The 25,470-nt window shown below is 55.0% G+C and carries 28 protein-coding genes and 5 tRNA genes; 23 read left to right on the top strand and 10 right to left on the bottom strand.

Annotated elements, in window-relative coordinates; translation table 11 throughout:
• Positions 1-2 precede the first annotated feature (2 nt).
• The 17 genes from cydB to pnuC all read left to right on the top strand — a co-directional run bounded on the left by cydB (position 3) and on the right by pnuC (position 9,939).
• Positions 3-1,142, top strand: a complete 1,140-nt coding sequence (gene cydB / locus ACW9E7_RS04920; RefSeq protein WP_048226125.1) for a cytochrome d ubiquinol oxidase subunit II — start codon at positions 3-5, stop codon at positions 1,140-1,142.
• Between the two features lie 14 nt (positions 1,143-1,156).
• Positions 1,157-1,270 carry a cytochrome bd-I oxidase subunit CydX gene (gene cydX / locus ACW9E7_RS04925; RefSeq protein ID WP_003858598.1) on the top strand — a complete coding sequence of 38 codons (114 nt, stop codon included), beginning with the start codon at positions 1,157-1,159 and terminating at the stop codon, positions 1,268-1,270.
• Positions 1,270-1,560 carry a cyd operon protein YbgE gene (gene ybgE / locus ACW9E7_RS04930; RefSeq protein ID WP_008501100.1) on the top strand — a complete coding sequence of 97 codons (291 nt, stop codon included), beginning with the start codon at positions 1,270-1,272 and terminating at the stop codon, positions 1,558-1,560. The genes cydX and ybgE overlap by 1 nt, the downstream gene beginning before the upstream one ends.
• Positions 1,561-1,708: 148 nt before the next feature.
• A complete protein-coding gene (gene ybgC / locus ACW9E7_RS04935; RefSeq protein WP_003858593.1) occupies positions 1,709-2,113 on the top strand; it encodes a tol-pal system-associated acyl-CoA thioesterase in 405 nt (134 codons plus the stop codon).
• Positions 2,110-2,802 (top strand): Tol-Pal system protein TolQ, encoded by a 693-nt coding sequence (tolQ, locus tag ACW9E7_RS04940; protein ID WP_008501101.1) that lies wholly within the window; start codon positions 2,110-2,112, stop codon positions 2,800-2,802. Before ybgC ends, tolQ begins: the two co-directional genes overlap by 4 nt.
• Positions 2,803-2,805: 3 nt before the next feature.
• Entirely contained in the window at positions 2,806-3,234 is a 429-nt protein-coding gene (gene tolR, locus ACW9E7_RS04945; RefSeq protein ID WP_003858589.1) for a colicin uptake protein TolR, read from the top strand.
• 28 nt (positions 3,235-3,262) lie between these two features.
• Complete coding sequence (gene tolA / locus ACW9E7_RS04950) at positions 3,263-4,531, top strand: cell envelope integrity protein TolA (protein WP_458727339.1); 1,269 nt, start codon at positions 3,263-3,265, stop codon at positions 4,529-4,531.
• Positions 4,532-4,665: 134 nt separating this feature from the next.
• Positions 4,666-5,958 carry a Tol-Pal system beta propeller repeat protein TolB gene (tolB, locus tag ACW9E7_RS04955; RefSeq protein WP_008501103.1) on the top strand — a complete coding sequence of 431 codons (1,293 nt, stop codon included), beginning with the start codon at positions 4,666-4,668 and terminating at the stop codon, positions 5,956-5,958.
• A gap of 35 nt (positions 5,959-5,993) precedes the next feature.
• Positions 5,994-6,515, top strand: a complete 522-nt coding sequence (pal, locus tag ACW9E7_RS04960; RefSeq protein WP_003858578.1) for a peptidoglycan-associated lipoprotein Pal — start codon at positions 5,994-5,996, stop codon at positions 6,513-6,515.
• A gap of 9 nt (positions 6,516-6,524) precedes the next feature.
• Positions 6,525-7,319 carry a cell division protein CpoB gene (gene cpoB, locus ACW9E7_RS04965; protein WP_248173043.1) on the top strand — a complete coding sequence of 265 codons (795 nt, stop codon included), beginning with the start codon at positions 6,525-6,527 and terminating at the stop codon, positions 7,317-7,319.
• A gap of 161 nt (positions 7,320-7,480) precedes the next feature.
• Positions 7,481-7,556 (top strand) — tRNA-Lys (locus ACW9E7_RS04970).
• Between the two features lie 27 nt (positions 7,557-7,583).
• Positions 7,584-7,659 (top strand) — tRNA-Val (locus ACW9E7_RS04975).
• A 3-nt stretch (positions 7,660-7,662) separates the two neighbouring features.
• Positions 7,663-7,738: transfer RNA gene (locus tag ACW9E7_RS04980), tRNA-Lys, on the top strand.
• 41 nt (positions 7,739-7,779) lie between these two features.
• A tRNA-Lys gene (locus ACW9E7_RS04985) sits at positions 7,780-7,855 on the top strand.
• A gap of 31 nt (positions 7,856-7,886) precedes the next feature.
• Positions 7,887-7,962 (top strand) — tRNA-Lys (locus tag ACW9E7_RS04990).
• 191 nt (positions 7,963-8,153) lie between these two features.
• Entirely contained in the window at positions 8,154-9,197 is a 1,044-nt protein-coding gene (nadA, locus tag ACW9E7_RS04995; protein ID WP_008501105.1) for a quinolinate synthase NadA, read from the top strand.
• 22 nt (positions 9,198-9,219) lie between these two features.
• Positions 9,220-9,939 (top strand): nicotinamide riboside transporter PnuC, encoded by a 720-nt coding sequence (pnuC, locus tag ACW9E7_RS05000; protein WP_127730077.1) that lies wholly within the window; start codon positions 9,220-9,222, stop codon positions 9,937-9,939.
• Here pnuC and zitB read toward each other — a convergent pair.
• Positions 9,936-10,874, bottom strand: a complete 939-nt coding sequence (gene zitB, locus ACW9E7_RS05005; RefSeq protein WP_143344842.1) for a CDF family zinc transporter ZitB — start codon at positions 10,872-10,874, stop codon at positions 9,936-9,938. The two genes, pnuC and zitB, sit on opposite strands and share 4 nt — an antisense overlap.
• Positions 10,875-10,980: 106 nt before the next feature.
• Complete coding sequence (locus tag ACW9E7_RS05010) at positions 10,981-11,361, bottom strand: protein YbgS (RefSeq protein ID WP_149366353.1); 381 nt, start codon at positions 11,359-11,361, stop codon at positions 10,981-10,983.
• Between the two features lie 304 nt (positions 11,362-11,665).
• Here ACW9E7_RS05010 and aroG point away from each other — a divergent pair, with 304 nt between their 5' ends.
• Positions 11,666-12,718 (top strand): 3-deoxy-7-phosphoheptulonate synthase AroG, encoded by a 1,053-nt coding sequence (gene aroG / locus ACW9E7_RS05015; RefSeq protein WP_136195362.1) that lies wholly within the window; start codon positions 11,666-11,668, stop codon positions 12,716-12,718.
• Positions 12,719-12,779: 61 nt separating this feature from the next.
• On the opposite strand, the gene gpmA is transcribed toward aroG, so the two are convergent.
• The 7 genes from gpmA to modE all read right to left on the bottom strand — a co-directional run bounded on the left by gpmA (position 12,780) and on the right by modE (position 20,527).
• A complete protein-coding gene (gpmA, locus tag ACW9E7_RS05020; RefSeq protein WP_023310804.1) occupies positions 12,780-13,532 on the bottom strand; it encodes a 2,3-diphosphoglycerate-dependent phosphoglycerate mutase in 753 nt (250 codons plus the stop codon).
• A gap of 206 nt (positions 13,533-13,738) precedes the next feature.
• Positions 13,739-14,779, bottom strand: coding sequence for a galactose-1-epimerase (gene galM / locus ACW9E7_RS05025; protein WP_458727340.1), 1,041 nt, complete (start codon positions 14,777-14,779; stop codon positions 13,739-13,741).
• Complete coding sequence (galK, locus tag ACW9E7_RS05030) at positions 14,773-15,921, bottom strand: galactokinase (RefSeq protein WP_249575689.1); 1,149 nt, start codon at positions 15,919-15,921, stop codon at positions 14,773-14,775. The genes galM and galK overlap by 7 nt, the downstream gene beginning before the upstream one ends.
• 3 nt (positions 15,922-15,924) lie before the next feature.
• A complete protein-coding gene (galT, locus tag ACW9E7_RS05035) occupies positions 15,925-16,971 on the bottom strand; it encodes a galactose-1-phosphate uridylyltransferase (protein ID WP_111963799.1) in 1,047 nt (348 codons plus the stop codon).
• Positions 16,972-16,980: 9 nt separating this feature from the next.
• Positions 16,981-17,997, bottom strand: a complete 1,017-nt coding sequence (galE, locus tag ACW9E7_RS05040; protein ID WP_458727341.1) for a UDP-glucose 4-epimerase GalE — start codon at positions 17,995-17,997, stop codon at positions 16,981-16,983.
• Positions 17,998-18,198: 201 nt separating this feature from the next.
• On the bottom strand, positions 18,199-19,671 hold the full coding sequence (gene modF, locus ACW9E7_RS05045) for a molybdate ABC transporter ATP-binding protein ModF (RefSeq protein ID WP_458727342.1): 1,473 nt from the start codon (positions 19,669-19,671) through the stop codon (positions 18,199-18,201).
• 67 nt (positions 19,672-19,738) lie between these two features.
• Positions 19,739-20,527: a molybdenum-dependent transcriptional regulator gene (modE, locus tag ACW9E7_RS05050; RefSeq protein WP_458727343.1), complete on the bottom strand. Its 789-nt coding sequence runs from the start codon at positions 20,525-20,527 to the stop codon at positions 19,739-19,741.
• A gap of 127 nt (positions 20,528-20,654) precedes the next feature.
• Between modE and ACW9E7_RS05055 the strand changes: the two genes are divergently transcribed.
• The 4 genes from ACW9E7_RS05055 (at position 20,655) to modC (ending at position 23,506) form a co-directional block, all read left to right on the top strand.
• Positions 20,655-20,804 carry an AcrZ family multidrug efflux pump-associated protein gene (locus ACW9E7_RS05055; protein ID WP_008501118.1) on the top strand — a complete coding sequence of 50 codons (150 nt, stop codon included), beginning with the start codon at positions 20,655-20,657 and terminating at the stop codon, positions 20,802-20,804.
• Positions 20,805-20,982: 178 nt separating this feature from the next.
• Positions 20,983-21,756 (top strand): molybdate ABC transporter substrate-binding protein, encoded by a 774-nt coding sequence (modA, locus tag ACW9E7_RS05060; protein ID WP_111963802.1) that lies wholly within the window; start codon positions 20,983-20,985, stop codon positions 21,754-21,756.
• A complete protein-coding gene (gene modB, locus ACW9E7_RS05065) occupies positions 21,756-22,445 on the top strand; it encodes a molybdate ABC transporter permease subunit (RefSeq protein ID WP_032641645.1) in 690 nt (229 codons plus the stop codon). Before modA ends, modB begins: the two co-directional genes overlap by 1 nt.
• A 2-nt stretch (positions 22,446-22,447) precedes the next feature.
• On the top strand, positions 22,448-23,506 hold the full coding sequence (modC, locus tag ACW9E7_RS05070) for a molybdenum ABC transporter ATP-binding protein ModC (RefSeq protein WP_032661184.1): 1,059 nt from the start codon (positions 22,448-22,450) through the stop codon (positions 23,504-23,506).
• Here the strand turns inward: modC and ACW9E7_RS05075 are convergent, their stop codons facing one another.
• Positions 23,507-24,325 carry a pyridoxal phosphatase gene (locus tag ACW9E7_RS05075; protein ID WP_127730091.1) on the bottom strand — a complete coding sequence of 273 codons (819 nt, stop codon included), beginning with the start codon at positions 24,323-24,325 and terminating at the stop codon, positions 23,507-23,509.
• A gap of 140 nt (positions 24,326-24,465) precedes the next feature.
• Here ACW9E7_RS05075 and pgl point away from each other — a divergent pair, with 140 nt between their 5' ends.
• The gene (gene pgl / locus ACW9E7_RS05080) at positions 24,466-25,461 is read left to right on the top strand and encodes a 6-phosphogluconolactonase (protein ID WP_045909472.1); all 996 of its coding nucleotides are present in this window, start codon (positions 24,466-24,468) and stop codon (positions 25,459-25,461) included.
• Positions 25,462-25,470 lie beyond the last annotated feature (9 nt).

A 25,470-nucleotide genomic window follows, 5' to 3' on the forward strand; every position in this document is an offset into this window, starting at 1 on the left:
AAATGATCGATTATGAAGTATTGCGTTTTATCTGGTGGCTGCTGGTCGGCGTTCTGCTGATCGGTTTCGCCGTCACGGATGGTTTCGACATGGGGGTGGGGATGCTCACCCGTTTCCTCGGTCGTAATGACACCGAGCGTCGAATCATGATCAACTCCATCGCCCCGCACTGGGACGGTAACCAGGTGTGGCTGATCACCGCAGGCGGCGCGCTGTTCGCTGCCTGGCCGATGGTCTACGCGGCTGCGTTCTCCGGTTTCTATGTGGCGATGATTCTGGTGCTGGCCTCTTTATTCTTCCGTCCGGTCGGTTTCGACTACCGTTCGAAGATTGAAGATACCCGCTGGCGCAACATGTGGGACTGGGGCATCTTCATCGGTAGCTTCGTTCCACCGCTGGTGATCGGCGTGGCGTTTGGTAACCTGCTGCAGGGCGTACCGTTCCACCTGGACGAATACATGCGTCTTTACTACACCGGTAACTTCTTCCAGCTGCTGAATCCGTTTGGTCTGCTGGCCGGCGTAGTGAGCGTGGCGATGATCATCACTCAGGGCGCAACCTATCTGCAGATGCGTACCGTGGGCGAGTTGCACCTGCGTTCTCGCGCGACGGCTCAGGTTGCTGCGCTGGTAACGCTGGTTTGCTTCGCGCTGGCCGGCGTGTGGGTGGTGTACGGCATTGATGGCTACGTGGTGACCTCTGCAATCAACCACACTGCACCGTCTAACCCGCTGACCAAAGAAGTGGCTCGTCAGGCTGGCGCATGGCTGGTGAACTTCAACAATACCCCTGTGCTGTGGGCGATCCCGGCTCTGGGCGTGCTGTTGCCGCTGCTGACCGTGTTGACGTCTCGTCTGGAGAAAGGCGCTCTGGCGTTCGTGTTCTCATCACTGACCCTGGCGTGCATCATCCTGACGGCGGGTATTGCGATGTTCCCATTTGTCATGCCATCCAGCACCATGCTGAATGCTAGCCTGACCATGTGGGATGCAACGTCCAGCCATATGACGCTGAACCTGATGACATATGTTGCTTGTGTGTTCGTTCCGATTGTTCTGGCTTACACCATCTGGTGCTACTGGAAAATGTTCGGTCGCATCACGAAAGAACATATCGAAAGCAACACCCACTCTATGTACTAAGTAAGGAGCTGAATATGTGGTATTTCGCATGGATTTTAGGGACGCTTCTTGCCTGTGCATTTGGTGTCATCACTGCCCTGGCGCTTGAGCACGTTGAAGCGACCAAAGCGGGTGAAGAAAAACACTGATGAATATTATCGCGAAACTTTACGCGGTAATGGATAAGCGCCCGTTACGGGCGCTTTCTTTAGTGATGGCATTACTGCTGGCAGGCTGTATCTTCTGGGACCCTTCGCGCTTTGCAGCGAAAACCAGCGAGCTTGAAATCTGGCACGGCTTCCTTATTATGTGGGCGGTGTGTGCAGGTGTGATCCACGGCGTGGGCTTTCGTCCGAAAGCCGTTCACTGGCAGGGAATTTTCTGCCCGCTGATTGCCGATCTGGTGCTTCTCGCCGGTTTGATTTTCTTCTTCTTCTGAATAAGAAATGTCCGTTAACGTTATGGGCTTACCCGAGCCCATAAAAATTTACTCTCCGTTTACTTTCCCCCATTCCCAACCCTCTTTCCCGCGCGTATAGTAGCGAAGTTTAAAAGCTCTAACTTTTGTTGCATTACCGGGATGTAAAGTGAATACAACGCTGTTTCGATGGCCGGTTCGTGTCTATTACGAAGATACCGATGCCGGTGGTGTGGTTTACCACGCCAGCTACGTTGCTTTTTATGAACGGGCACGCACAGAGATGCTGCGCCATCATCACTTTAGTCAACAGGTTCTGTTGGCTGAGCGAGTTGCCTTCGTGGTACGCAAGATGACGCTTGAGTATTTTGCGCCTGCCAGACTCGACGATATGCTCGAAGTCCAAACTGAAATTACATCAATGCGTGGGACCTCACTGGTTTTCACGCAGCGGATAGTCAACGCAGAGAATACTGTACTGAACTCAGCTGAAGTACTGATTGTTTGTGTTGATCCAACCATAATGAAGCCTCGTGCGCTTCCTAAGTCTATTGTCGCGGAGTTTAAGCAGTGACTGACATGAATATCCTTGATTTGTTCCTGAAGGCAAGCCTTCTGGTTAAACTTATCATGTTGATTTTGATTGGTTTTTCAATCGCATCCTGGGCCATCATCATCCAGAGAACGCGTATCCTCAATGCCGCCGGCCGTGAAGCTGAAGCGTTTGAAGATAAGTTCTGGTCGGGTATTGAGCTTTCTCGTCTGTACCAGGAGAGCCAGGGACGCCGTGAAAACCTGACCGGCTCCGAGCAAATTTTCTACAGCGGTTTCAAAGAGTTTGCTCGTCTGCATCGTGCAAACAATCATGCGCCGGAAGCGGTGGTGGAAGGTGCCTCGCGTGCGATGCGTATCTCTATGAACCGTGAACTGGAAAACCTTGAAACGCACATTCCTTTCCTCGGCACTGTCGGTTCCATCAGCCCGTATATCGGTCTGTTTGGTACCGTGTGGGGGATCATGCACGCCTTTATCGCGCTGGGCGCGGTGAAGCAGGCGACGTTGCAGATGGTTGCACCGGGTATCGCTGAAGCACTGATTGCGACCGCTATCGGTCTGTTTGCGGCAATTCCTGCGGTTATGGCTTACAACCGTCTGAACCAGCGCGTGAACAAACTGGAACTGAACTACGACAACTTTATGGAAGAGTTCACTGCGATTCTGCACCGTCAGGCGTTTACCAGCACCGAGAGCAACAAGGGATAAACCATGGCCAGATCGCGTGGACGAGGTCGTCGCGAGCTCAAGTCCGAAATCAATATCGTTCCACTGCTGGATGTCCTGCTGGTACTGCTGCTGATATTCATGGCAACAGCGCCAATCATTACCCAGAGCGTGGAAGTGGATCTGCCGGATGCGACAGAATCACAGGCGGTGAGCACCAATGACGATCCTCCGGTTATCATTGAGGTTTCCGGCGTAGGGCAATACAGCGTCGTAGTAGAGAAAGATCGTATGGATCAGCTGCCGCCTGAGCAGGTTATTGCTGAAGCGCAGCGTCGTCTGGAGTCAAATCCGAAAACGGTCTTCTTAATCGGTGGCGCAAAAGACGTACCCTACGATGAAATTATTAAAGCGCTGAACTTGCTACATAGTGCGGGTGTTAAGTCAGTTGGCTTAATGACCCAACCTATTTGATCATCCGCGTAGTTTTTGGGAACCGATAGTGTCAAAGGCAACCGAACAGAACGACAAGCTTAAGCGAGCGATAATCGTCTCCGCAGTGCTGCACCTGATTCTCTTTGCAGCGCTGATCTGGAGTTCGTTCGACGAGCATATTGATGCATCAGCCGGCGGCGGTGGAGGGTCTTCCATTGACGCCGTGATGGTGGATCCCGGTGCGGTAGTACAGAACTATAATCGCGAACAACAGCAGAAGGCGAGTGCCAAACGGGCTGAAGAGCAGCGTGAAAAACAGGCGCAACAGCAGGCGGAAGAACTGCGTGAAAAGCAGGCCGCAGAGCAGGAGCGTCTGAAGCAGCTTGAGAAGGAACGTTTGCAGGCGCAGGAAGCCGCGAAAGCGCAGGCAGAGCAGCAGAAACAAGCCGAAGAGGCCGCGAAGAAAGCACAGGAACAGCAAAAGCAGGCGGAAGAGGCGGCAGCTAAAGCCGCAGCGGACGCGAAAGCACGGGCTGATGCCCAGGCAAAATTAGCGGCAGAAGCGGCGAAGAAAGCCGCTGCTGATGCTCAGAAGAAAGCTGAAGCGGAAGCCGCGAAGAAAGCCGCTGCTGATGCCCAGAAGAAAGCTGAAGCGGAAGCCGCGAAGAAAGCCGCTGCCGATGCTCAGAAGAAAGCCGAAGCGGAAGCCGCGAAGAAAGCCGCTCAGGAAGCAGAGAAGAAAGCTGCTGCCGAGGCCGCGAAGAAAGCGGCTGCTGCTGAGAAAGCGGCTGCAGAAAAAGCCGCGGCAGAAAAAGCTGCAGCCGCCGAAAAAGCCGCTGCGGACAAAAAAGCTGCAGCTGAGAAGGCCGCTGCCGATAAGAAAGCTGCTGCTGAAAAAGCGGCAGCTAAAAAGGCTGCCGCCGCTGAAAAAGCCGCTGCTGCCGCAGGGGTTGACGATCTGCTGGGCGATTTGAGCTCAGGTAAGAATGCACCGAAAACGGGCGGTGGGGCGAAAGGAAACAACGCAGCGCCGACGGGAAGTGGTAACACTAAGAGTAACGGTGCGACAGGGGCTGAAATCAACGGTTATGCCGCGCAGATTAAATCCGCTATTGAAAGCCGATTCTATGATGCGTCTTCCTATACCGGTAAAACGTGTACGTTGCGTATAAAACTGGCTCCGGACGGCATGCTGTTGGATATCAAGTCTGAAGGTGGCGACCCAGCTTTATGTACTGCGGCCCTGGCTGCAGCGCGTCAGGCGAAGATGCCTAAACCGCCGTCTCAGGCTGTTTACGAAGTCTTCAAAAATGCGCCGCTGGACTTCAAACCTTAAGTTACATTTTCCCCGTGCAAACGGGGAAAAATAGACCAGGTTTAGTCACAGGGTTCTGGTAGTTTTGTCTATTTGAGTTTGTTAACATTCTGCTAAATTATCGTGGGTAAGGTTACCCGGATAAGGGAGATATGATGAAGCAGGCATTACGTGTAGCATTTAGTTTTTTAATGCTGTGGGCAGCAGTACTGCACGCAGAAGTACGTATCGAGATCACCCAGGGGGTGGACTCGGCGCGCCCAATCGGTGTTGTTCCGTTCCAGTGGGCAGGTCCTGGCGCTGCGCCTGAAGATGCCGGTGGCATCGTGGCGGCTGACCTGCGTAACAGCGGTAAATTCAACCCGTTAGATCGTTCTCGTCTGCCTCAGCAGCCGGGTAGCGCGCAGGAAGTACAGCCTGCAGCATGGTCTGCGCTGGGTATTGATGCCGTGGTTGTGGGTCAGGTTACGCCTAACCCGGACGGCTCTTACAACGTTGCCTGGCAGCTGGTGGATACCGGCGGTGCACCGGGTACCGTTCTGGCACAGAACTCTTACAAGGTCACTAAGCAATACCTGCGCTATGCTGCACATGCTGCCAGCGATGCGGTATTTGAAAAACTGACCGGCATTAAAGGTGCGTTCCGTACCCGTATCGCGTACGTGGTGCAGACCAACGGTGGTCAGTTCCCGTACGAACTGCGCGTATCTGACTACGACGGCTACAACCAGTTCCTGGTTAAACGTTCTTCACAGCCGCTGATGTCTCCAGCCTGGTCTCCGGACGGTTCTAAACTGGCCTATGTAACCTTCGAAAGCGGCCGCTCAGCGCTGGTTATCCAGACGCTGGCAAACGGTGCTGTTCGTCAGGTAGCGTCGTTCCCACGTCACAACGGTGCGCCTTCGTTCTCTCCGGACGGCTCTAAACTGGCCTTTGCGCTGTCAAAAACCGGTAGCCTGAACCTGTACGTGATGGATATTGGCTCTGGTCAGATCCGTCAGGTTACCGACGGTCGCAGCAACAACACTGAACCTTCATGGTTCCCGGACAGCCAAAACCTGGCGTTTACTTCTGACCAGGCCGGCCGTCCACAAATCTACAAAGTCAACATCAACGGCGGTGCTCCGCAGCGTATTACCTGGGAAGGTTCGCAGAACCAGAACTCAGACGTGAGCAGCGACGGTAAATTTATGGTAATGGTGAGCTCCAACGGTGGGCAGCAGCACATTGCTAAACAAGATCTGGTAGCGGGTGGCGTTCAAGTTCTGTCGTCAACGTTCCTGGATGAAACGCCAAGTCTGGCACCTAACGGCACGATGGTAATCTACAGCTCTTCTCAGGGGATGGGATCTGTGCTGAATCTGGTTTCTACAGATGGGCGTTTCAAAGCGCGTATTCCGGCAACTGATGGACAGGTAAAATCACCTGCCTGGTCGCCGTATCTGTAAATAATAATTAATTGATTACTAAAGGAATCATAGAAATGCAACTGAACAAAGTGCTGAAGGGGCTGATGATCGCTCTGCCTGTAATGGCAATCGCAGCGTGTTCTTCTAACAAGAACGCCAGCAATGACCAGAGCGGCGAAGGCATGATGGGTGCCGGCACCGGTATGGACGCGAACGGCAATGGCAACATGTCTTCTGAAGAGCAAGCGCGTCTTCAGATGCAGCAGCTGCAGCAGAACAACATCGTTTACTTCGATCTGGATAAATACGACATCCGTTCTGACTTCGCTGCGATGCTGGATGCGCACGCTAACTTCCTGCGTAGCAACCCATCTTACAAAGTCACCGTAGAAGGTCACGCGGACGAACGTGGTACCCCAGAGTACAACATCTCCCTGGGTGAACGTCGTGCTAACGCTGTTAAAATGTACCTGCAGGGTAAAGGCGTTTCTGCTGACCAGATCTCCATCGTTTCTTACGGTAAAGAAAAACCTGCAGTACTGGGTCACGACGAAGCGGCTTACTCCAAAAACCGTCGTGCCGTACTGGTTTACTAAGAGAATTGCATGAGCAGTAACTTCAGACATCATCTGTTGAGTCTGTCGTTACTGGTTGGAATAGCGGCCCCCTGGGCCGCTTTTGCTCAGGCACCAATCAGTAGTGTCGGCTCAGGCTCGGTAGAAGACCGGGTCACTCAACTCGAGCGTATTTCTAACGCTCATAGCCAGCTTTTAACCCAACTCCAGCAACAACTTTCCGATAACCAGAATGATATTGACTCTCTCCGCGGTCAGATTCAGGAAAGCCAGTATCAGCTTAACCAGGTTGTGGAACGTCAGAAGCAAATCTTGTTGCAGATAGATAGCCTGAGCAGCGGTGGTGCAGCAGCACAGCCAGCCGCAGGCGATCAGAGCGGTGCTGCGACGTCTGCGCCAGCGACATCTGCTGATGCTTCAGCCTCAACAGGCGCGCCTGTACAGAGCGGTGACGCGAATACTGACTACAATGCGGCTATTGCCCTGGTGCAGGATCAATCTCGTCAGGATGACGCGATTGCTGCGTTTCAGAACTTTGTTAAGAAATACCCTGATTCCACTTATCAGCCAAATGCCAATTACTGGCTCGGTCAGTTGAATTACAACAAGGGTAAAAAGGACGATGCGGCGTTTTATTTTGCCTCCGTGGTAAAAAACTACCCGAAATCGCCAAAAGCGCCTGATGCGATGTACAAAGTGGGCGTCATCATGCAGGACAAAGGCGACACTGCGAAAGCCAAAGCGGTTTATCAGCAGGTGGTCTCTAAATTCCCGGGCACCGAAGGTGCTAAGCAGGCGCAAAAACGTCTGAATTCGATGGGATGATTATCGCATGACCAGAAATCGCGTTATTTCTGGTCGTGCAGCATGATTACTAAGCAGTTAAGTGATCTTCATCGAAATTTTTGTTGCGCAGAATTCTTAAATCAGTAATATATGCCGCCGTTGCCACGCGATATCAAACAACGTGAAAACAGCATAAAAGTGGGTCGTTAGCTCAGTTGGTAGAGCAGTTGACTTTTAATCAATTGGTCGCAGGTTCGAATCCTGCACGACCCACCACTTAACGCAGTTCCGGCAGTACAGAGTGGGTGATTAGCTCAGTTGGTAGAGCATCTCCTTTACACGGAGGGGGTCGGCGGTTCGAGCCCGTCATCACCCACCACTCGGGTCGTTAGCTCAGTTGGTAGAGCAGTTGACTTTTAATCAATTGGTCGCAGGTTCGAATCCTGCACGACCCACCAATTTTATTGGTGCCGAGTGATAATTCAGGCAACACCCGAATGGGTCGTTAGCTCAGTTGGTAGAGCAGTTGACTTTTAATCAATTGGTCGCAGGTTCGAATCCTGCACGACCCACCAGCCTGAATAAATTTGCAGTACATCCCGCAAGGGGTCGTTAGCTCAGTTGGTAGAGCAGTTGACTTTTAATCAATTGGTCGCAGGTTCGAATCCTGCACGACCCACCAGTGTAGAAAGGCGCCCTAAAGGCGCCTTTTTGCTATCTGCGGTACAACAAATGCTCCGCCCATCTATTCCCGGTGACTTTTCACTCCAGATTCGCTATCTTGTTTAGTATACAAAACACAATTGCCACGCGTTTTGCTATGTCAGGCAAATGAAAGGCAATATTGTTAAGCCCGTAAAACGAGAAGCCATAATGAGTGTGATGTTTGATCCTGAAGCCGCAATCTATCCGTTTCCGCCAAAGCCTGTCCCGCTGAGCCAGGACGAAAAGCAGTTCTACCGCGAGAAGATCAAACGTCTTCTCAAAGAGCGCGATGCGGTAATGGTGGCACATTACTACACCGACCCGGAAATACAGCAGCTGGCTGAAGAGACCGGGGGCTGCATTTCTGACTCACTGGAGATGGCGCGCTTCGGTGCACGACATCCCGCTTCCACGCTGCTGGTTGCCGGTGTGCGTTTTATGGGCGAAACGGCAAAGATCCTGAGCCCGGAAAAAACCATTCTGATGCCCACGCTTAACGCGGAGTGTTCCCTGGATCTCGGCTGTCCGATTGACGAATTCACGGCCTTCTGTGACGCTCACCCTGACCGGACCGTGGTGGTCTACGCTAACACCTCTGCGGCGGTAAAAGCGCGGGCCGATTGGGTGGTCACATCGAGTATCGCCGTTGAACTGATTGAACATCTGGATAGCCTGGGCGAGAAAATTATCTGGGCGCCCGATCGCCATCTCGGCAATTATGTCCAGAAGCAGACGGGTGCTGATGTTCTCTGCTGGCAGGGCGCCTGTATCGTTCATGACGAGTTCAAGACCCAGGCGCTGGCGCGCATGAAGGCGCTTTATCCTGACGCAGCCATTCTTGTTCACCCTGAATCTCCGCAGTCGATCGTCGACATGGCGGATGCCGTGGGTTCCACCAGCCAGCTTATCAACGCTGCCAGAACGTTGCCTCACAAGCAGCTTATCGTGGCGACCGATCGCGGTATCTTCTACAAGATGCAGCAGGCCGTACCGGAGAAAGAGCTTCTTGAAGCGCCAACGGCAGGCGAGGGCGCAACGTGTCGCAGCTGTGCACATTGCCCGTGGATGGCGATGAACGGCCTGAAAGCGATTGCCGAGGGGTTAGAAACCGGTGGTGCGGCGCATGAAATCCATGTGGATGCCGCCCTGCGTGAAGGCGCGTTAATTCCACTTAACCGCATGCTGGATTTTGCGGCTACACTACGTACTTAATTCAAAACGCCCCGGGGAAAAGATGGATTTTTTTAGCACACATAACATTCTGGTTCATATACCGATTGGTACAGGTGGCTATGACCTGTCATGGATTGAGGCCGTTGGCACGCTGGCGGGATTACTCTGTATCTGGCTGGCAAGCCTGGAGAAGATAAGCAATTACGCGTTCGGTCTGATTAACGTCACGCTGTTTGCGATTATCTTCTTCCAGATCCAGCTGTACGCCAGCCTGCTTTTGCAGCTGTTCTTCTTTGCCGCCAATATTTACGGGTGGTATGCCTGGTCGCGTCAGAACAGCCAGCAGGAGGCCGAGCTGCAGATCCGATGGCTGCCCCTGCCGAAAGCCATCGCCTGGTTCGTCGCCTGCGTGGTGGCCATTGGCTTAATGACCGTTTACATCAATCCCGTGTTTGCCTTCCTGACCCGCGTTGCCGTTTCGGTCATGTCCGGCCTCGGCATGAACGTAACGATGCCAGAACTCCAGCCGGATGCTTTCCCGTTCTGGGATTCCTGCATGATGGTGCTGTCGATTGCAGCGATGATTCTGATGACCCGTAAATACGTTGAGAACTGGCTGCTGTGGGTCATCATCAACGTGATCAGCGTGGCGATCTTCGCCCTGCAGGGCGTCTATGCGATGTCGCTGGAATATCTGCTGCTGACCTTCATCGCGCTGAACGGCAGCCGGATGTGGATTAACAGCGCGCGCGAGCGAGGCTCTCACGCGCTTTCCGGCTAGTGGTCATGATGATGTGAATGACCGGACTGCGCCTCGTTAAGGTGGCAGTCCGGTCCGCTACAGGGCTGATACTCCATCTGAACGGTGGCATGGCTAATGTCGTAGTGATGTTCCAGGAAGTGCTGGATGCGATCGAGCAGCGCATCGTGATCATGAGGGGGGATCACCTGGACGTGCAGCGTCATGACCGGTTTCTCTCCCACCAGCCAGACGTGAACATGATGAACGTTGCGTACTTCCGGGACTGAACGGCGCAGGTTGCGCTTCAGCTCGTCGATATCCATGGAAGCTGGCGCCCCTTCAAGCAGTTCATTCACGCTCTCCTTCAGCAGCCGCCAGGCGCTACGCAAGACCAGACACGACACCAGTATGGACAGAATCGGATCGACAGGCGTCCAGCCGGTGTAGAGGATCACCAGCGCGGCGACAATCGCCCCGACTGAGCCGAGCAAATCACCCATAACATGCAGAGCCGCAGCGCGTACGTTGAGGTTCTTTTCCCCGCCGCCGCGGTGCAAAATCCAGAAGGCCAGAATATTCGCCAACAGTCCTGCTACGGCAATCACCATCATGGTTGCCCCGGCGATCGGCTGCGGGTGTCTGAAGCGCTGTATTGCCTCCCAGACGATAAGAATGGTAATGACCACCAGCGCAATAGCGTTAACAAACGCGGCCAGTGTGGTCAGTCGCAGCCAGCCGAAGGTATGGCGCGCATTTGGAGGACGACGCGCAAACTGCACGGCCATCAGGGCGAAGAGCAGGGCGGCTGCATCGGTCAGCATGTGTCCGGCATCAGCCAGAAGCGCCAGAGAGCCGGAAATCAGGCCGCCAATGACCTCGATAACCATAAACGTTGCTGTGACGCCAAAGGCCAGCATCAGTCGTTTAGCGTTGTCGTTGCCGGATGAGTGCGAGTGTGAATGGGAGTGCGCCATGTCTGCTTTCCTGATGTGTTATTGTTTTTAGTGTAGCGTTTTTAATAGGTTACTCCAAAAAGAAAGGAGAGCCTGAGCTCTCCTTTTTCTGACGGTTCATAACAAATTACTGTGTAGTGCCATCGGTTTTGGTATTGGCGTCGTTACCCACTTTGTCGTTAGGGTCCGGGCATTTGCCGTCCTTGCACATTGAGTTCTTATGGACTTCATCTGAACTCATATTGTCATGGTTCATAGTGCCGGAACCGCTACCGTCTGGATGCAGCATGGTGCCGCCGGTGTTGGTGTTGCCGGTATTGATCTGGCTGTTGTCGACATTATTCGGGGCGATATTCTGTTTCGCATCAGGCGCGGGCTGGCCTGCTGCCGCAGCCGCATTGGCATCACCGTTGCTGTCTGAGGTGCCCGTTTCCGCAGCCAGGACGCTGCCGCTGGCCAGAGTGAGTGTAGCGGTCAGGAAGAGGGTTGCCAGTTTTGTCATTTTCATCATGGTGCTCCTGTTCGTATCGTTACGCTGGATAACATTCTCCAACAGTGCATCTTTTTCATAGGCGAAAGATCCCGCCTTACGGACTTACGTCAGTAGGGAATCGCGTTTAAGCGTGTAAAATTGGTTGTTACAGTTAAAAAGCTTAGGTTAGATCTCGTTTTTCGCTATTTTGTGGCAATTTTTAGGCGAATTCCAGGAATTATCTGCGTGAAGTGTAAAACCGTGTTTACACTTCCTGGTCGACAAGATAGATTGAAAGGATTGCTTTCATTACTAAAGATATGGCAGAGCTGGAACGAAGATGAATTATCAGAATGACGATTTACGCATTAAAGAGATCAATGAGTTATTACCTCCTGTAGCGCTCCTTGAGAAATTCCCCGCCACTGAAAATGCCGCAAACACGGTTTCTCATGCTCGTAAAGCGATCCATAAGATCCTGAAAGGTAATGACGATCGTCTTCTGGTGGTGATTGGTCCGTGCTCCATTCACGATCCGGCTGCCGCGAAAGAATACGCCGCCCGTCTGCTCACCCTCCGTGAAGAGCTAAAGGATGAGCTGGAAATCGTCATGCGCGTCTATTTTGAAAAACCGCGCACCACCGTGGGCTGGAAAGGGCTGATTAACGATCCGCACATGGATAACAGCTTCCAGATCAACGACGGCCTGCGCATTGCGCGCAAGCTGCTGCTTGAGATCAACGACAGCGGCCTGCCTGCGGCCGGTGAATTCCTGGACATGATTACGCCACAATACCTTGCGGACCTGATGAGCTGGGGCGCAATTGGTGCGCGCACGACTGAATCTCAGGTCCACCGCGAGCTGGCGTCGGGTCTTTCTTGCCCGGTTGGTTTCAAAAATGGCACTGACGGCACCATTAAGGTGGCTATTGATGCTATCAACGCCGCTGGTGCGCCGCACTGCTTCCTGTCCGTGACCAAATGGGGTCACTCCGCCATCGTTAACACCAGCGGGAACGGTGACTGCCACATCATTCTGCGCGGCGGTAAAGAGCCGAACTACAGCGCGAAACACGTGGCAGAAGTGAAAGTCGGGCTGGAAAAAGCCGGACTGCCGCCGCAGGTGATGATCGATTTCAGCCATGCGAACTCCAGCAAGCAGTTTAAAAAGCAGATGGAAGTGGGTTCAGACGTCTGCCAGCAGATTGCCGGCGGTGAGAAGGCGGTGATTGGGGTGATGATCGAAAGCCATCTGGTTGAAGGTAACCAGAACCTGGAAGGCAGCGAGCCGCTGGTGTACGGCAAAAGCGTGACCGATGCCTGCATCGGCTGGGACGATACCGACGCTATCCTGCGCCAGCTGGCAAATGCGGTAAAAGCGCGCCGCGGCTGAATTCTCAGGCACAAATAAAAAAGCGCGGAAGGCTCCGCGCTTTTTTTATGTCTGGCGAAAATTACTTCGCTTTACCCTGGTTCGCAACAGCCGCTGCTTTCGCCGCGATCTCTTCTGCGTTACCCAGATAGTAGTGTTTGATTGGCTTGAAGTTTTCGTCGAACTCATACACCAGCGGTACGCCGGTTGGGATGTTCAGTTCGAGGATTTCGTCTTCACCCATGTTGTCCAGGTATTTCACCAGCGCACGCAGAGAGTTACCGTGAGCCGCGATGATCACGCGCTCGCCGCTTTTCAGGCGTGGCAGAATGGTTTCGTTCCAGTAAGGCACAACGCGGTCGATGGTCAGCGCCAGGCTCTCGGTGGTTGGCAGCTCAGCGTCGGTCAGCTTCGCGTAACGCGGGTCGTGTCCCGGGTAGCGCTCGTCATCTTTGGTCAGCTCTGGCGGGGTGATTGCGAAGCCGCGACGCCACTGTTTAACCTGCTCGTCACCGTATTTCTCAGCGGTTTCCGCTTTGTTCAGGCCCTGCAGTGCACCGTAGTGACGTTCGTTCAGTTTCCAGGACTTCTCAACCGGCAGCCAGGCCTGATCCAGTTCGTCCAGCACGTTCCACAGGGTGTGGATGGCACGTTTCAGCACAGAGGTGTAAGCAAAATCAAAGCTGAAGCCTTCTTCCTTCAGCAGTTTACCTGCTGCTTTTGCTTCGCTTACGCCTTTCTCGGACAGATCAACGTCGTACCAACCGGTAAAGCGGTTTTCGTTGTTCCACTGGCTTTCGCCGTGACGCACCAGGACCAGCTTAGTAATAGCCATCTCTTACTCCTCAAGCATTTTTAGAATGATAACAATTCTCATTATATTGCCGTGGCCGTGCCAGCAGCAACGCTTAACCCTAACCATAGCGAAAATAGTCTCTGAGTGTAAGATGCTTGTGAATCCAGGGTTATGATTTTGTCTGCGATCGGCGCTATTTTCAGCAAGGCGTGCAGAAAAAAGCCCTCCGGAGGGAGGGCTGAATATTAATGTGGAATAAAATGGTATTCCGTCACGCTCACGTACTCTTCACCCGGGCGCAGCACGCAGTCTGGCTGCGGCCATTCCGGATGATTCGGGCTGTCCGGCAGGAACTCGCTCTCCAGCGCCAGGCCTTGCCAGTCGCTGTACTCTTCGTGTTCGCGCGCCGTTGTGCCGCCGAGATAGTTACCTGAGTAAAACTGCAGGGCAGGGGCAGTGGTATAAACCGTCATCTGCAGCTTCTCATCCGCAGACCAGACCTGTGCGGCAGGCCGCTTCACATCACCTTTGGCCTGCAGCAGGAAAGCGTGATCGTAGCCTTTCACCTTACGCTGATCGTCTTCGCTCAGGAAATCCCGGGCGATGGTTTTCGCGCTGCGGAAGTCAAAGCTGGTGCCGCTCACGTCTTTGAGGCCCTGATATGGAATGCCCATCTCGTCAACCGGCAGATACGCATCCGCCAGGATCTGCAGCTTGTGCTCACGCACGTCGCACTGGCTACCATCCAGATTAAAGTACGCGTGATTGGTCAGGTTGACCGGACACGGCCTGTCGACCTTCGCACGGTATTCAATGGCGATACGGTTGTCATCGGTCAGCGTAAAGCGCGCGGATGCGGTAAGGTTCCCCGGGAAGCCCTGATCGCCATCAGGCGAATCCAGTGAGAACAGCACTTCACCGTCGTTTTGACGAACAATCTTCCAACGGCGTTTATCAAACCCGTCCGGCCCGCCGTGCAGCTGGTTCTCACCGTGGCTTGGAAGCAGGGTGTACTGCTCGCCGTTGAGTTCAAAACGGCTTTTCGCGATGCGGTTAGCATATCGCCCAACGGACGCGCCCAGATAGGCGGACTGATTGACGTACTGCTCAGGCGAGGCGCAGCCGAGCAGGGTCTCGCGCACGCTGCCGTCCGGCATCGGTACGCGGGCAGAAAGAAGGGTAGCACCCCAGTCCATCAGCGTAACGACCATCCCAGCGCTGTTGCGCAGGGTTAACAGGCGATACGGCAGACCATCCGGTGCGAGTGTAGGTGTTTCGTTTAGCACTGTCCGGCTCCTTGTGATGCTTTACAAACATAGAAGGTTTCTTTGATGCCTGTTTTGGCTTCGTACTGCTTCGCCACGGCATCCTGTATGGCAGGGACCAACTCTTCTGGCACCAGCGCAACGATACAGCCGCCAAAACCGCCGCCCGTCATGCGCACGCCGCCTTTGTCGCCAATGGTCGCTTTGATGATTTCCACCAGGGTGTCGATCTGCGGAACGGTGATTTCAAAATCATCGCGCATGGAGGCATGCGATTCCGCCATCAGCTCACCCATGCGTTTCAGGTCACCTTTCGCCAGCGCGGACGCGGCTTCAACCGTACGGGCATTTTCCGTCAGCACGTGACGAACGCGTTTGGCGACAACCGGATCCAGCTCGTGCGCCACTTTGTTAAATTCATTGAGCGTCACGTCGCGCAGGGCTGGCTGCTGGAAGAAACGGGCGCCGGTTTCGCACTGTTGGCGGCGGGTGTTGTATTCGCTGCCCACCAGCGTGCGCTTAAAGTTGCTGTTAACGATCACCACGGCCGCGCCTTTTGGCAGGGGAACGGCTTTGGTTCCCAGCGAACGGCAATCAATTAACAGTGCATGCTCTTTTTTCCCGAGCGCGGAAATCAGCTGGTCCATAATGCCGCAGTTACAGCCCACGAACTGGTTTTCTGCTTCCTGACCATTCAGGGCGATTTGCGCGCCATCCAGCGGCAGATGGTAAAGCTGCTGGAATACGGTGCCGACGGCAACTTCCAGAGACGCAGAGGAGCTTAAGCCCGCACCCTGCGGCACGTTGCCGCTGATGACTAAATCCGCACCGCCGAAGTTCTTGTTACGCTTCTGAAGGTGTTTGACGACGCCGCGCACGTAGTTAGACCACTGCTGGCTGTCGTGCGTCACAATCGAGCCATCGAGGGAAAATTCGTCCGTCTCATTACCGTAATCAGCCGCAATCACGCGGACTTTACGGTCGTCGCGTTTCGCACAGCTAATAACCGTCTGATAATCGATGGCGCACGGCAGCACGAAACCATCGTTATAGTCGGTGTGTTCACCGATCAGGTTAACGCGGCCTGGCGCCTGGATAACGTGGGTGGCAGGGTAGCCAAATTTCTCAGCAAACAGGGATTGTGTTTTATCTTTCAGACTCATTTTTTAGACTCCTGATTCGCGATAGTGGACGTCGCTAACGGCACGCAGACGTTCTGCCGCCTGTTCCGCCGTCAGGTCACGCTGGGTTTCTGCCAGCATTTCGTAGCCCACCATAAATTTACGTACCGTCGCAGAGCGCAGCAGCGGCGGATAGAAATGGGCATGCAATTGCCAGTGCTGATTCTCTTCCCCGTTGAACGGCGCGCCGTGCCAGCCCATGGAGTACGGGAAGGAGCACTGGAACAGATTGTCGTAACGGCTGGTCAGCTTTTTCAGCGCCAGGGCAAGGTCGTCGCGCTGCGCGTCGCTGAGATCGGTAATACGCAGAACATGTGCTTTCGGCAGCAGCAGCGTCTCAAACGGCCACGCGGCCCAGTAAGGCACGACGGCCAGCCAGTGTTCGGTTTCCACCACGGTACGGCTGCCGTCGGCCTGTTCACGCTGCGCGTAATCCACCAGCATCGGCGAGCCGTTTTCCGCGTAATACGCTTTCTGCAGACGGTCTTCACGCTCGGCTTCGTTAGGCAGGAAGCTGTTCGCCCAGACCTGGCCGTGCGGATGGGGGTTCGAGCAGCCCATGGCCGCGCCTTTGTTTTCGAACACCTGCACCCACGGATAGCTCTGCCCCAGCTCTGCGGTTTGCGCCTGCCAGGTGCTGACGACCTCTTTCAGCGCGTCCACGCTCAGCTCCGGCAGCGTCTTGCTGTGATCGGGCGAGAAGCAGATCACGCGGCTGGTTCCGCGCGCGCTTTCGCAGCGCATCAGCGGATCGTGGCTTTCAGGCGCGTCCGGCGTGTCGGTCATCAGGGCGGCAAAATCGTTTGTGAACACGAAGGTGCCTTTGTAGTCCGGGTTTTTATCCCCGGTAACGCGCGTGTTGCCTGGACAGAGGAAGCAGTCCGGGTCGTGCTGCGGCAGGGTCTGTTTTGCAGGCGTCTCCTGCGCCCCTTGCCAGGGGCGCTTAGCGCGATGCGGAGAAACTAAAATCCATTGCCCGCTCAACGGGTTAAAACGACGATGCGGATGATCGACGGGATTAAATTGCGTCATGACGGATCCTTAGTCCGGATAGCCTTGCGGGTGGCGTGACTGCCAGTGCCAGGTATCCTGTGCCATTTCATCAAGCGTGCGCGTCACACGCCAGTTAAGCTCTTTGTCGGCTTTGGTGGCATCGGCCCAGTAAGCAGGCAGATCGCCCTCGCGACGCGGTGCGAAGTGGTAGTTCACCGGCTTGCCGCAGGCTTTGCTGAAGGCGTTAACCACGTCCAACACGCTGCTGCCGACTCCGGCGCCGAGGTTGTAAATATGCACGCCCGGTTTGTCAGCCAACTGCTGCATGGCCGCAACGTGACCGTCGGCCAGATCCATTACGTGGATGTAGTCGCGCACGCCGGTGCCGTCTTCGGTCGGATAGTCATTGCCAAAAATCGCCAGCGACTCGCGGCGGCCTACGGCAACCTGGGCGATATACGGCATCAGGTTGTTTGGGATGCCCTGGGGGTCTTCACCCATATCGCCAGACGGATGCGCGCCGACCGGGTTGAAGTAGCGCAGCAGCGCGATGCTCCACTCCGGCTGGGCTTTTTGCAGGTCGGTCAGGATCTGCTCCACCATCAGCTTGCTTTTGCCGTACGGGCTTTGCGGGGTACCGGTCGGGAAGCTTTCAACGTAAGGAATTTTCGGCTGATCGCCGTAGACGGTGGCGGAGGAGCTAAAGATGAAGTTTTTGACGTTCGCCGCGCGCATGGCGGAGATGAGACGCAGAGTGCCGTTGACGTTGTTGTCGTAATACTCGAGCGGCTTCGTAACGGATTCACCGACCGCTTTCAGACCCGCGAAGTGGATCACCGCTTCTATGGCGTGGTCGTGAAGGATCTCGGTCATCAGCACTTCGTTGCGGATGTCGCCTTCCACAAAAGTCGGTTGTTTACCGCCAAGACGTTCAATCACAGGCAGCACGCTGCGCTTACTGTTGCACAGGTTGTCGAGAATGATGACGTCATGGCCGTTTTGCAGCAGCTGCACGCAGGTATGGCTACCTATGTAACCGCTACCACCTGTTACCAGAACTCGCATATTTCGCTCCATTGGGCTTATGGTATGTAATAACCATAGCATAACAGAGACGCGAAAAGTGTGACATGGGATAAAATAGTGGAATCGTTTACACTCGTTTTCACACTCACTTTTTTCATGACTGAGAGCATTCTAGATCAAAGAGATAGCGATGTATTGATGCAAGTTATCTGAAAAAGAGGAGGGCAGAGCCCTCCACGGTTAATCAACGTTGCTGAGAAGGTAGCGATAACCCTCATCGTCCGGAACAAACTCCAGGCGATGCGTGATGCAGGCGGGGGCATCTTCGGCATGATGTGAAACGAAAAGCAGCTGCGTTTCACCTTCGCTAATCAGCACGTCCACAAAGCGGCGGATAAGCTGGCGGTTCAACGGGTCGAGTCCCTGCAGCGGTTCGTCGAGGATCAGAAGCGTAGGGTGTTTCACCAGCGCGCGAACGATCAGGGCCAGGCGCTGCTGCCCCCACGACAGGCTATGAAACGGCGCGTCAGCGATCCGGGTGTCCATGCCCAGGATATCCAGCCACTGCTGGGCCAGCTTGTGCTGTTTGTCCGACACCGCCTGATAAATACCGATGGAATCAAAATATCCGGAAAGGATCACGTTGCGTACCGTGGTACTGACCCGGTAATCCAGATGCAGGCTGCTGCTGACGTAGCCGATATGCTTTTTGATATCCCAGATGGTTTCTCCGCTGCCGCGACGCCGACCAAACAGCGTCAGATCGTTGCTATAGCCCTGCGGGTGATCGCCGGTGATCAGGCTCAGCAGCGTGGATTTTCCCGCGCCGTTGGGGCCGACAATCTGCCAGTGCTCGCCCGGATTGACCGTCCAGCTGAGGCGGTTAAGGATCGAGCGATCGTCATAAGAGACCACACCATCGCGCAGCACGATGCGCGGCTGGTGGGGATCGAGCGCATGGCGGGCCGAAGGGGCGTCAGGTTCCGGAAGAGTAATTCCGTCGAGCTGTTCGCTGTGGGCGAGCTGGGCAATCAGCGCCTGCTTAAGCAGTGCGGTTTTTTCGCCTGTCTCGGTCAGGTTACAGTCGGCCAGGACGCCCGCGTGCTGGATAAAGTCCGGAATTTCATCGAAGCGGTTAAGCACCAGCACGAGGGTATATCCCTGCTGATTAAGCGACGCCAGCAGGGACGCCAGCTGCGCCCGGGACTGCACGTCAAGACCGTCGAACGGTTCGTCCAGAATAAGCAGCTCGGGCTCGCTCATCAGCGCCTGACAAAGCAGCGTTTTTCGCGTCTCGCCGGTTGAAAGGTATTTAAAGCGCCGGTTCAGCAGAGGGGTGATACCGAACTGTTCTGCCAGGCGCTGACAGCGTGCGGGGTCTTTGACCTCATCCTGAATAATTTCCGCGGTCGTTCGGCCGGTATCGTCTTCGCCAGGGCTGAGCAAATCGGTGTTGTTGCGCTGCCACTCGTCGCTGACCAGCTTTTGCAGTTGTTCAAACGACAGGCGCGTCAGGCGCGTAAAGTCGCTCTGGTATTCGCCTTTGAGGAGGTTGAGCTCTCCCGCCAGCGCGCGGGCCAGCGCGGATTTACCGCTGCCGTTAGTGCCGACAAACGCCCAGCTTTCACCCGCGCGAATCGTCAAATCAGCAATCGTTAGCGTTCGGGTATCGCTAAGACGAAACGTGCCTTGCGAAATATGCAATGATGACATGATTTATCCCTGTTTTTGCAGCACCAGATATCAGGGATACGCACTGTCGGTTCGATTGTCAATGCGCTCAGCACAAAGTGGCGATAATCACCCGGTCCGCGTTGAAATAAGCGGTGACGACAGCACCTTCTTCTAAGTCGTCCGACTCGCTGAGCGGAATGGTCGCACAAAGCGGTTGCCCATCTGCCAGGGTCATCAGCACTTCGCATTGCGCCTGGCCGCGTTCGATATGGCTGATTGTGCCCGGCAGCTGGTTATCTGCTGCCTTTGCCGCGTCGGGATCGCGCGTGATAGTGACCCACGGCGCTTTCAGCAGCACCAGCACCTCTTTACCTTCATCCAGTTCAAGACGTTCCGCGCTTTGCGCCGTTATGGCGGCCTTCAGACGGGTGGTGCCATCGGCAAGCAGGATCTCAATATGCTGCTGTATCTGCAGATTGTCGCGCGCCGTCACCGTACCAAACCACTGGTTGCGGGCGCTGGTTTGAAGCGAGAAGCGGGAAATGGCGGCCAGCAGACTGTCCAGCGGAACGTTATCGTCATCGCTCAACACATCAAACGCTTTTTGCTGGATCTGCGCCAGCAGATCGTAAAGCTGAATAAGGCGCTGGCCATAACGCGTCACGATCGCACCGCCGCCGCCTTTGCCGCCCGTGGCTCTGTCCACCAGCGGGTGTTCGCTCAGAGTGTTCATCTCATTGATGGCGTCCCAGGCGCTTTTATAGCTGATTCCCGCGTTTTTCGCCCCCTGGCTAATCGAGCCCGTTTGTTCTATTTGTTTAAGCAGGGCGATACGTCGCGGATCGGCGAAAAGCTTTTGCTGAAGTCGTAGAGTGAGGAGAATTTCGGCCTGCATAACAGTGTCCTGGCAAAAAGAGTATTGTGACCCAAATGGTGCAGGGCGCAAAGGGTACCGCACAAAAGGGGATGTTTTTCTCACTATTCAGGGTAGAATGAGTCATTCACAATATCTGGAGAAAACCATGTTAGAGTTGTTGAAAAGTCTGGTATTCGCCGTGATCATGGTACCAGTAGTGATGGCCATCATCCTCGGTGCCATCTACGGCCTGGGTGAAGTGTTCAACGTCTTTTCGAACATTGGTCACAGAGACCAGGCTAAAAAACAGCATTGATTCCCCACAAAACGCCCGGCTTGCCCGGGCGTTTTGCTCTCAAGATTTTCCCGTTTTCGCCGATATAATTTAACGCATCACACCGGTTTACCCATTCAGCGGTACGATTAAACGCTGGGATCTCCCTGACGTTATCGTTATATTAATGTGTATATAACGCTACTCACAGGAGTTACAGATGGCACGTTCATGGGTACGCCTTTTTGCAGGGGCAACATTGACGCTTTCCCTTACCGGACACGCGCTGGCGGACGAGGGTAAAATCACGGTCTTTGCGGCGGCGTCGTTGACTAACGCGCTGCAGGATATTGCGGCGGCGTATAAAAAAGAGAAAAACGTCGAGGTGGTCTCCTCTTTTGCCTCTTCCTCGACGCTGGCTCGCCAGATAGAAGCGGGCGCACCGGCGGATCTGTTCATCTCGGCGGATCAGAAGTGGATGGATTACGCGGCGGAGAAGAAATCGATTGATGCGACAACCCGCGAAACGCTGCTGGGGAATAGCCTGGTTGTCGTGGCGCCAAAAGGCAGCGCGCAGGCGGACATCACTATCAACAAACAGACCAACTGGACGAGCCTGCTGAACGGTGGCCGTCTGGCGGTGGGCGACCCGGCGCACGTTCCGGCCGGGATTTATGCCAAAGAAGCGCTGCAAAAGCTGGGCGCATGGGAGACGTTGTCGCCGAAGCTGGCCCCGGCCGAAGACGTGCGCGGCGCGCTGGCGCTGGTGGAACGCAACGAAGCCCCGCTGGGCATTGTGTATGGTTCTGATGCCGTAGCCAGTAAGGGGGTGAAAGTGGTGGCAACGTTCCCGGAAGACTCCCACAAGAAAGTGGAATATCCTGTTGCGATTGTTGATGGACATAAAAATGCGACCGTGACGGCTTTCCGCGATTATCTGAAGGGGCCTGAAGCGTCCGCTATCTTTAAACGTTACGGATTTACGACTCACTGATGATATTGACCGATCCTGAATGGCAGGCTGTTCTGCTGAGCCTTAAAGTCTCTTCCCTGGCGGTTGCGCTGAGTTTGCCCTTTGGGATCTTCTTTGCCTGGCTACTGGTTCGCTGTCAGTTTCCCGGCAAAACGCTGCTCGACAGCGTGCTTCATCTTCCGCTCGTGTTGCCGCCCGTAGTGGTCGGTTACCTGCTGCTGATTTCGATGGGGCGACGCGGTTTTATCGGCGAGAAGCTCTACGACTGGTTTGGGCTGACGTTCGCTTTTAGCTGGCGCGGTGCGGTACTGGCTGCGGCGGTGATGTCATTCCCACTGATGGTGCGGGCGATACGTCTCGCTCTGGAAGGCGTGGACATGAAGCTTGAACAGGCGGCCCGCACGCTGGGCGCCGGGCGCTGGCGCGTCTTTTTCACCATCACGCTTCCGCTGACGCTGCCGGGCATTATTGTCGGCACGGTGCTGGCCTTCGCCCGCTCGCTCGGCGAGTTTGGCGCGACGATCACCTTTGTGTCGAACATACCCGGCGAGACGCGGACGATTCCGTCGGCAATGTATACCCTGATTCAAACGCCGGGCGGTGAAGGCGCGGCGGCGCGGCTGTGTATTATTTCAATTGTGCTGGCGCTGGCATCGCTGATGGTGTCTGAATGGCTGGCGCGGCTCAGCCGCGAGCGGATGGGGAAATAAGCATGCTGGAACTCCATTTTACCCAGACGCTGGGAAACCATACCCTGACGCTTAACGAGACGCTGCCTGCAAGCGGAATCACCGCCATCTTTGGCGTGTCGGGGGCGGGAAAAACGTCGCTGATTAATGCCATCAGCGGCCTGACCCGCCCGCAGTCTGGCCGGATTGTTCTGAATGACCGCGTCCTGAATGACGTGGAGAATAAGGTTTACCTCTCGCCGGATAAACGCCGCATCGGCTATGTTTTCCAGGATGCACGCCTGTTCCCGCACTACAGCGTGCGCGGCAACCTGCGTTACGGCATGGCGAAAAGCATGGCCGGGCAGTTTGATAAGCTGGTGACGCTTTTAGGTATTGAGCCATTGCTCGACAGGCTGCCATCCTCACTCTCCGGTGGAGAAAAACAGCGCGTGGCCATTGGCCGCGCGTTGCTGACCGCACCCGAACTGCTGCTGCTCGACGAACCGTTGGCCTCGCTCGATATTCCGCGTAAACGTGAGCTCCTGCCCTACCTGCAGCGCCTGACGCGGGAAATTAATATTCCGATGCTCTACGTCAGCCATTCGCTGGACGAAATCCTCCATCTGGCCGACAAGGTGCTGGTGCTGGAAGAGGGCAGCGTTAAGGCGTTTGGCAACCTGGAAGAGGTGTGGGGCAGCAGCGTGATGCACCCCTGGTTGCCCCGGGAACAGCAGAGCAGCATTCTGAAAGTAAGCGTCCTGGAACATCATCCGCACTACGCGATGACGGCGCTGGCGCTGGGCGATCAGCACCTGTGGGTCAATAAGATCGACAAGCCGTTACAGTCCGCGCTGCGTATTCGTATTCAGGCGTCGGACGTCTCGCTGGTGCTGCAGCCCCCGCTGCAAACCAGTATTCGAAATATCCTGCGCGCCAAAGTGGCGGAATGTTTTGATGATAACGGGCAGGTGGAAGTGAAGCTCGAGGTCGGCAGCAGGACGCTCTGGGCGCGCATCAGCCCGTGGGCCAGGGATGAGTTAGGGATCAAACCCGGACTGTGGCTTTACGCGCAAATTAAGAGCGTCTCGATCACCGCCTGATTACAGCAGGTGGGTATAAATGTACTGCGCGATGCTGTCGGTGGTGTTGTCGCCAATCACCACGTTCGCGCGCGCTTTGACCGCGTCGTCGGCATTGCCCATCGCCACGCCCGTACCGACGGCTTCCAGCATGCTTATGTCGTTGTAGTTGTCGCCGAAGGCGATCGCGTCCTGCATCGACCAGCCTTTTGATTCCACATACTGCGTCAGGCGTTTGCCTTTGCTGTTGCCTTTGCGGGCAATATCCACCTGATCGTGCCAGGACCATTCGCACTCCAGACCCAGCGTCTGTTCCACGTGTTTCGCGAAGGCATTCAGCTTGGTGGTGTCTTCATCCGTCAGGGCGAATTTCCAGATAGCCTCAACGTCCTGGGCCGCCTGACGCAGGGAGGAAACCTGGGTAAAGACGGGACGCTGCGCTTCAGGCAGGGACAACGCCCAGTTGCTGGTGCGCACCACGTGGCCGGTAGGGCGCTCGTAGACCATTGCGTTATCCACATACATCAGGCCGTGAACGGCATGCTCATCCAGCAGATCAATCAGTTGCAGCGCCTGGGGAACCGGCAGCGGGTCGGATTCTAAAACCTTTTTTGCCTGATAATCATACAAATAAGTGCCATTACAACAAATTGCAGGTGTATCTAACGCCAGTGCCTGATAAAAAGGGTGAATGGCAACGTGATGTCGACCCGTTACGATAAGGAGTTGATATCCCGCTTCCTGCGCGCGTTTAAGCGCTTCCAGAGAAGAGGGGAGAAGGGTTTTTTGCGGCGTCAGTAAGGTACCGTCTAAATCCAGAGCAATCACACGCGAGGTCATCTGTTTTTCCGGGTTAATATTGAATTTACGTTTTGATGGGATGGTACACCGAGAGGCGAACGCTTCAAAATTCCTGTCGACAATTCAGCATTCACCGTCAAAAGTTAACTACTTTCATGCGCAGTGAGGAGTGAATATTCATGAAACAAACCGTTTATACCGCCAGTCCTGAAAGCCAGCAGATCCACGTCTGGCGCTTAAATACCGAAGGGACACTCACGCTGGTTCAGGTTGTTGATGTGCCAGGCCAGGTACAGCCGATGGTCATCAGCCCGGATAAACGTTTCTTGTACGTGGGTGTGCGCCCGGAGTTTCGCGTGCTGGCCTATCGCATTTCTCCGGACGACGGCGCGCTGACGTACACTGCTGAAGCCCCGTTGCCGGGCAGCCCAACCCATATCTCTACCGATCGCAAAGGCAACTTTGTCTTCAGCGGCTCGTATAACGCGGGCTGCGTCAGCGTAACGCGTCTGGAAGACGGCATTCCGGTCGAAACCGTGGATGTGGTGGAAGGGCTTGAAGGCTGCCACTCGGCGAATATCTCTCCGGATAACCGCACGCTGTGGGTGCCTGCGCTGAAGCAGGATCGTATCTGCCTGTTCACCCTGAGCGACGATGGTCACCTGGTGGCGCAGAATCCAGCTGAAGTTACGACTGTTGAAGGCGCTGGTCCGCGTCATATGGTCTTCCATCCGAACCAGCAGTATGCCTACGTGGTCAACGAACTGAACAGCTCAGTGGACGTATGGGAACTGAAAGATCCAAACGGTCAGATTGAGTGCGTGCAGACGCTGGACATGATGCCGTCTGATTTCTCCGACACCCGCTGGGCGGCGGATATCCACATTACGCCAGATGGCCGCCATCTGTACGCCTGCGACCGTACCTCCAGCCTGATTACCGTGTTTAGCGTTTCCGAAGACGGCAGCGTGCTGGCGGTTGAAGGCTTCCAGCCGACGGAAACCCAGCCGCGCGGCTTTAATATCGATCACAGCGGCAAATACCTGATTGCAGCGGGGCAGAAATCCCACCATATCGCGCTGTACGAAATTAAAGGCGAGCAGGGGCTGCTGGAAGAGAAAGGGCGCTACGCCGTAGGCCAGGGGCCGATGTGGGTGGTGGTTAACGCTCACTAAGCGGCTGAA

The sequence above is a fragment of the Enterobacter sp. H2G27 genome (assembly GCF_054403075.1).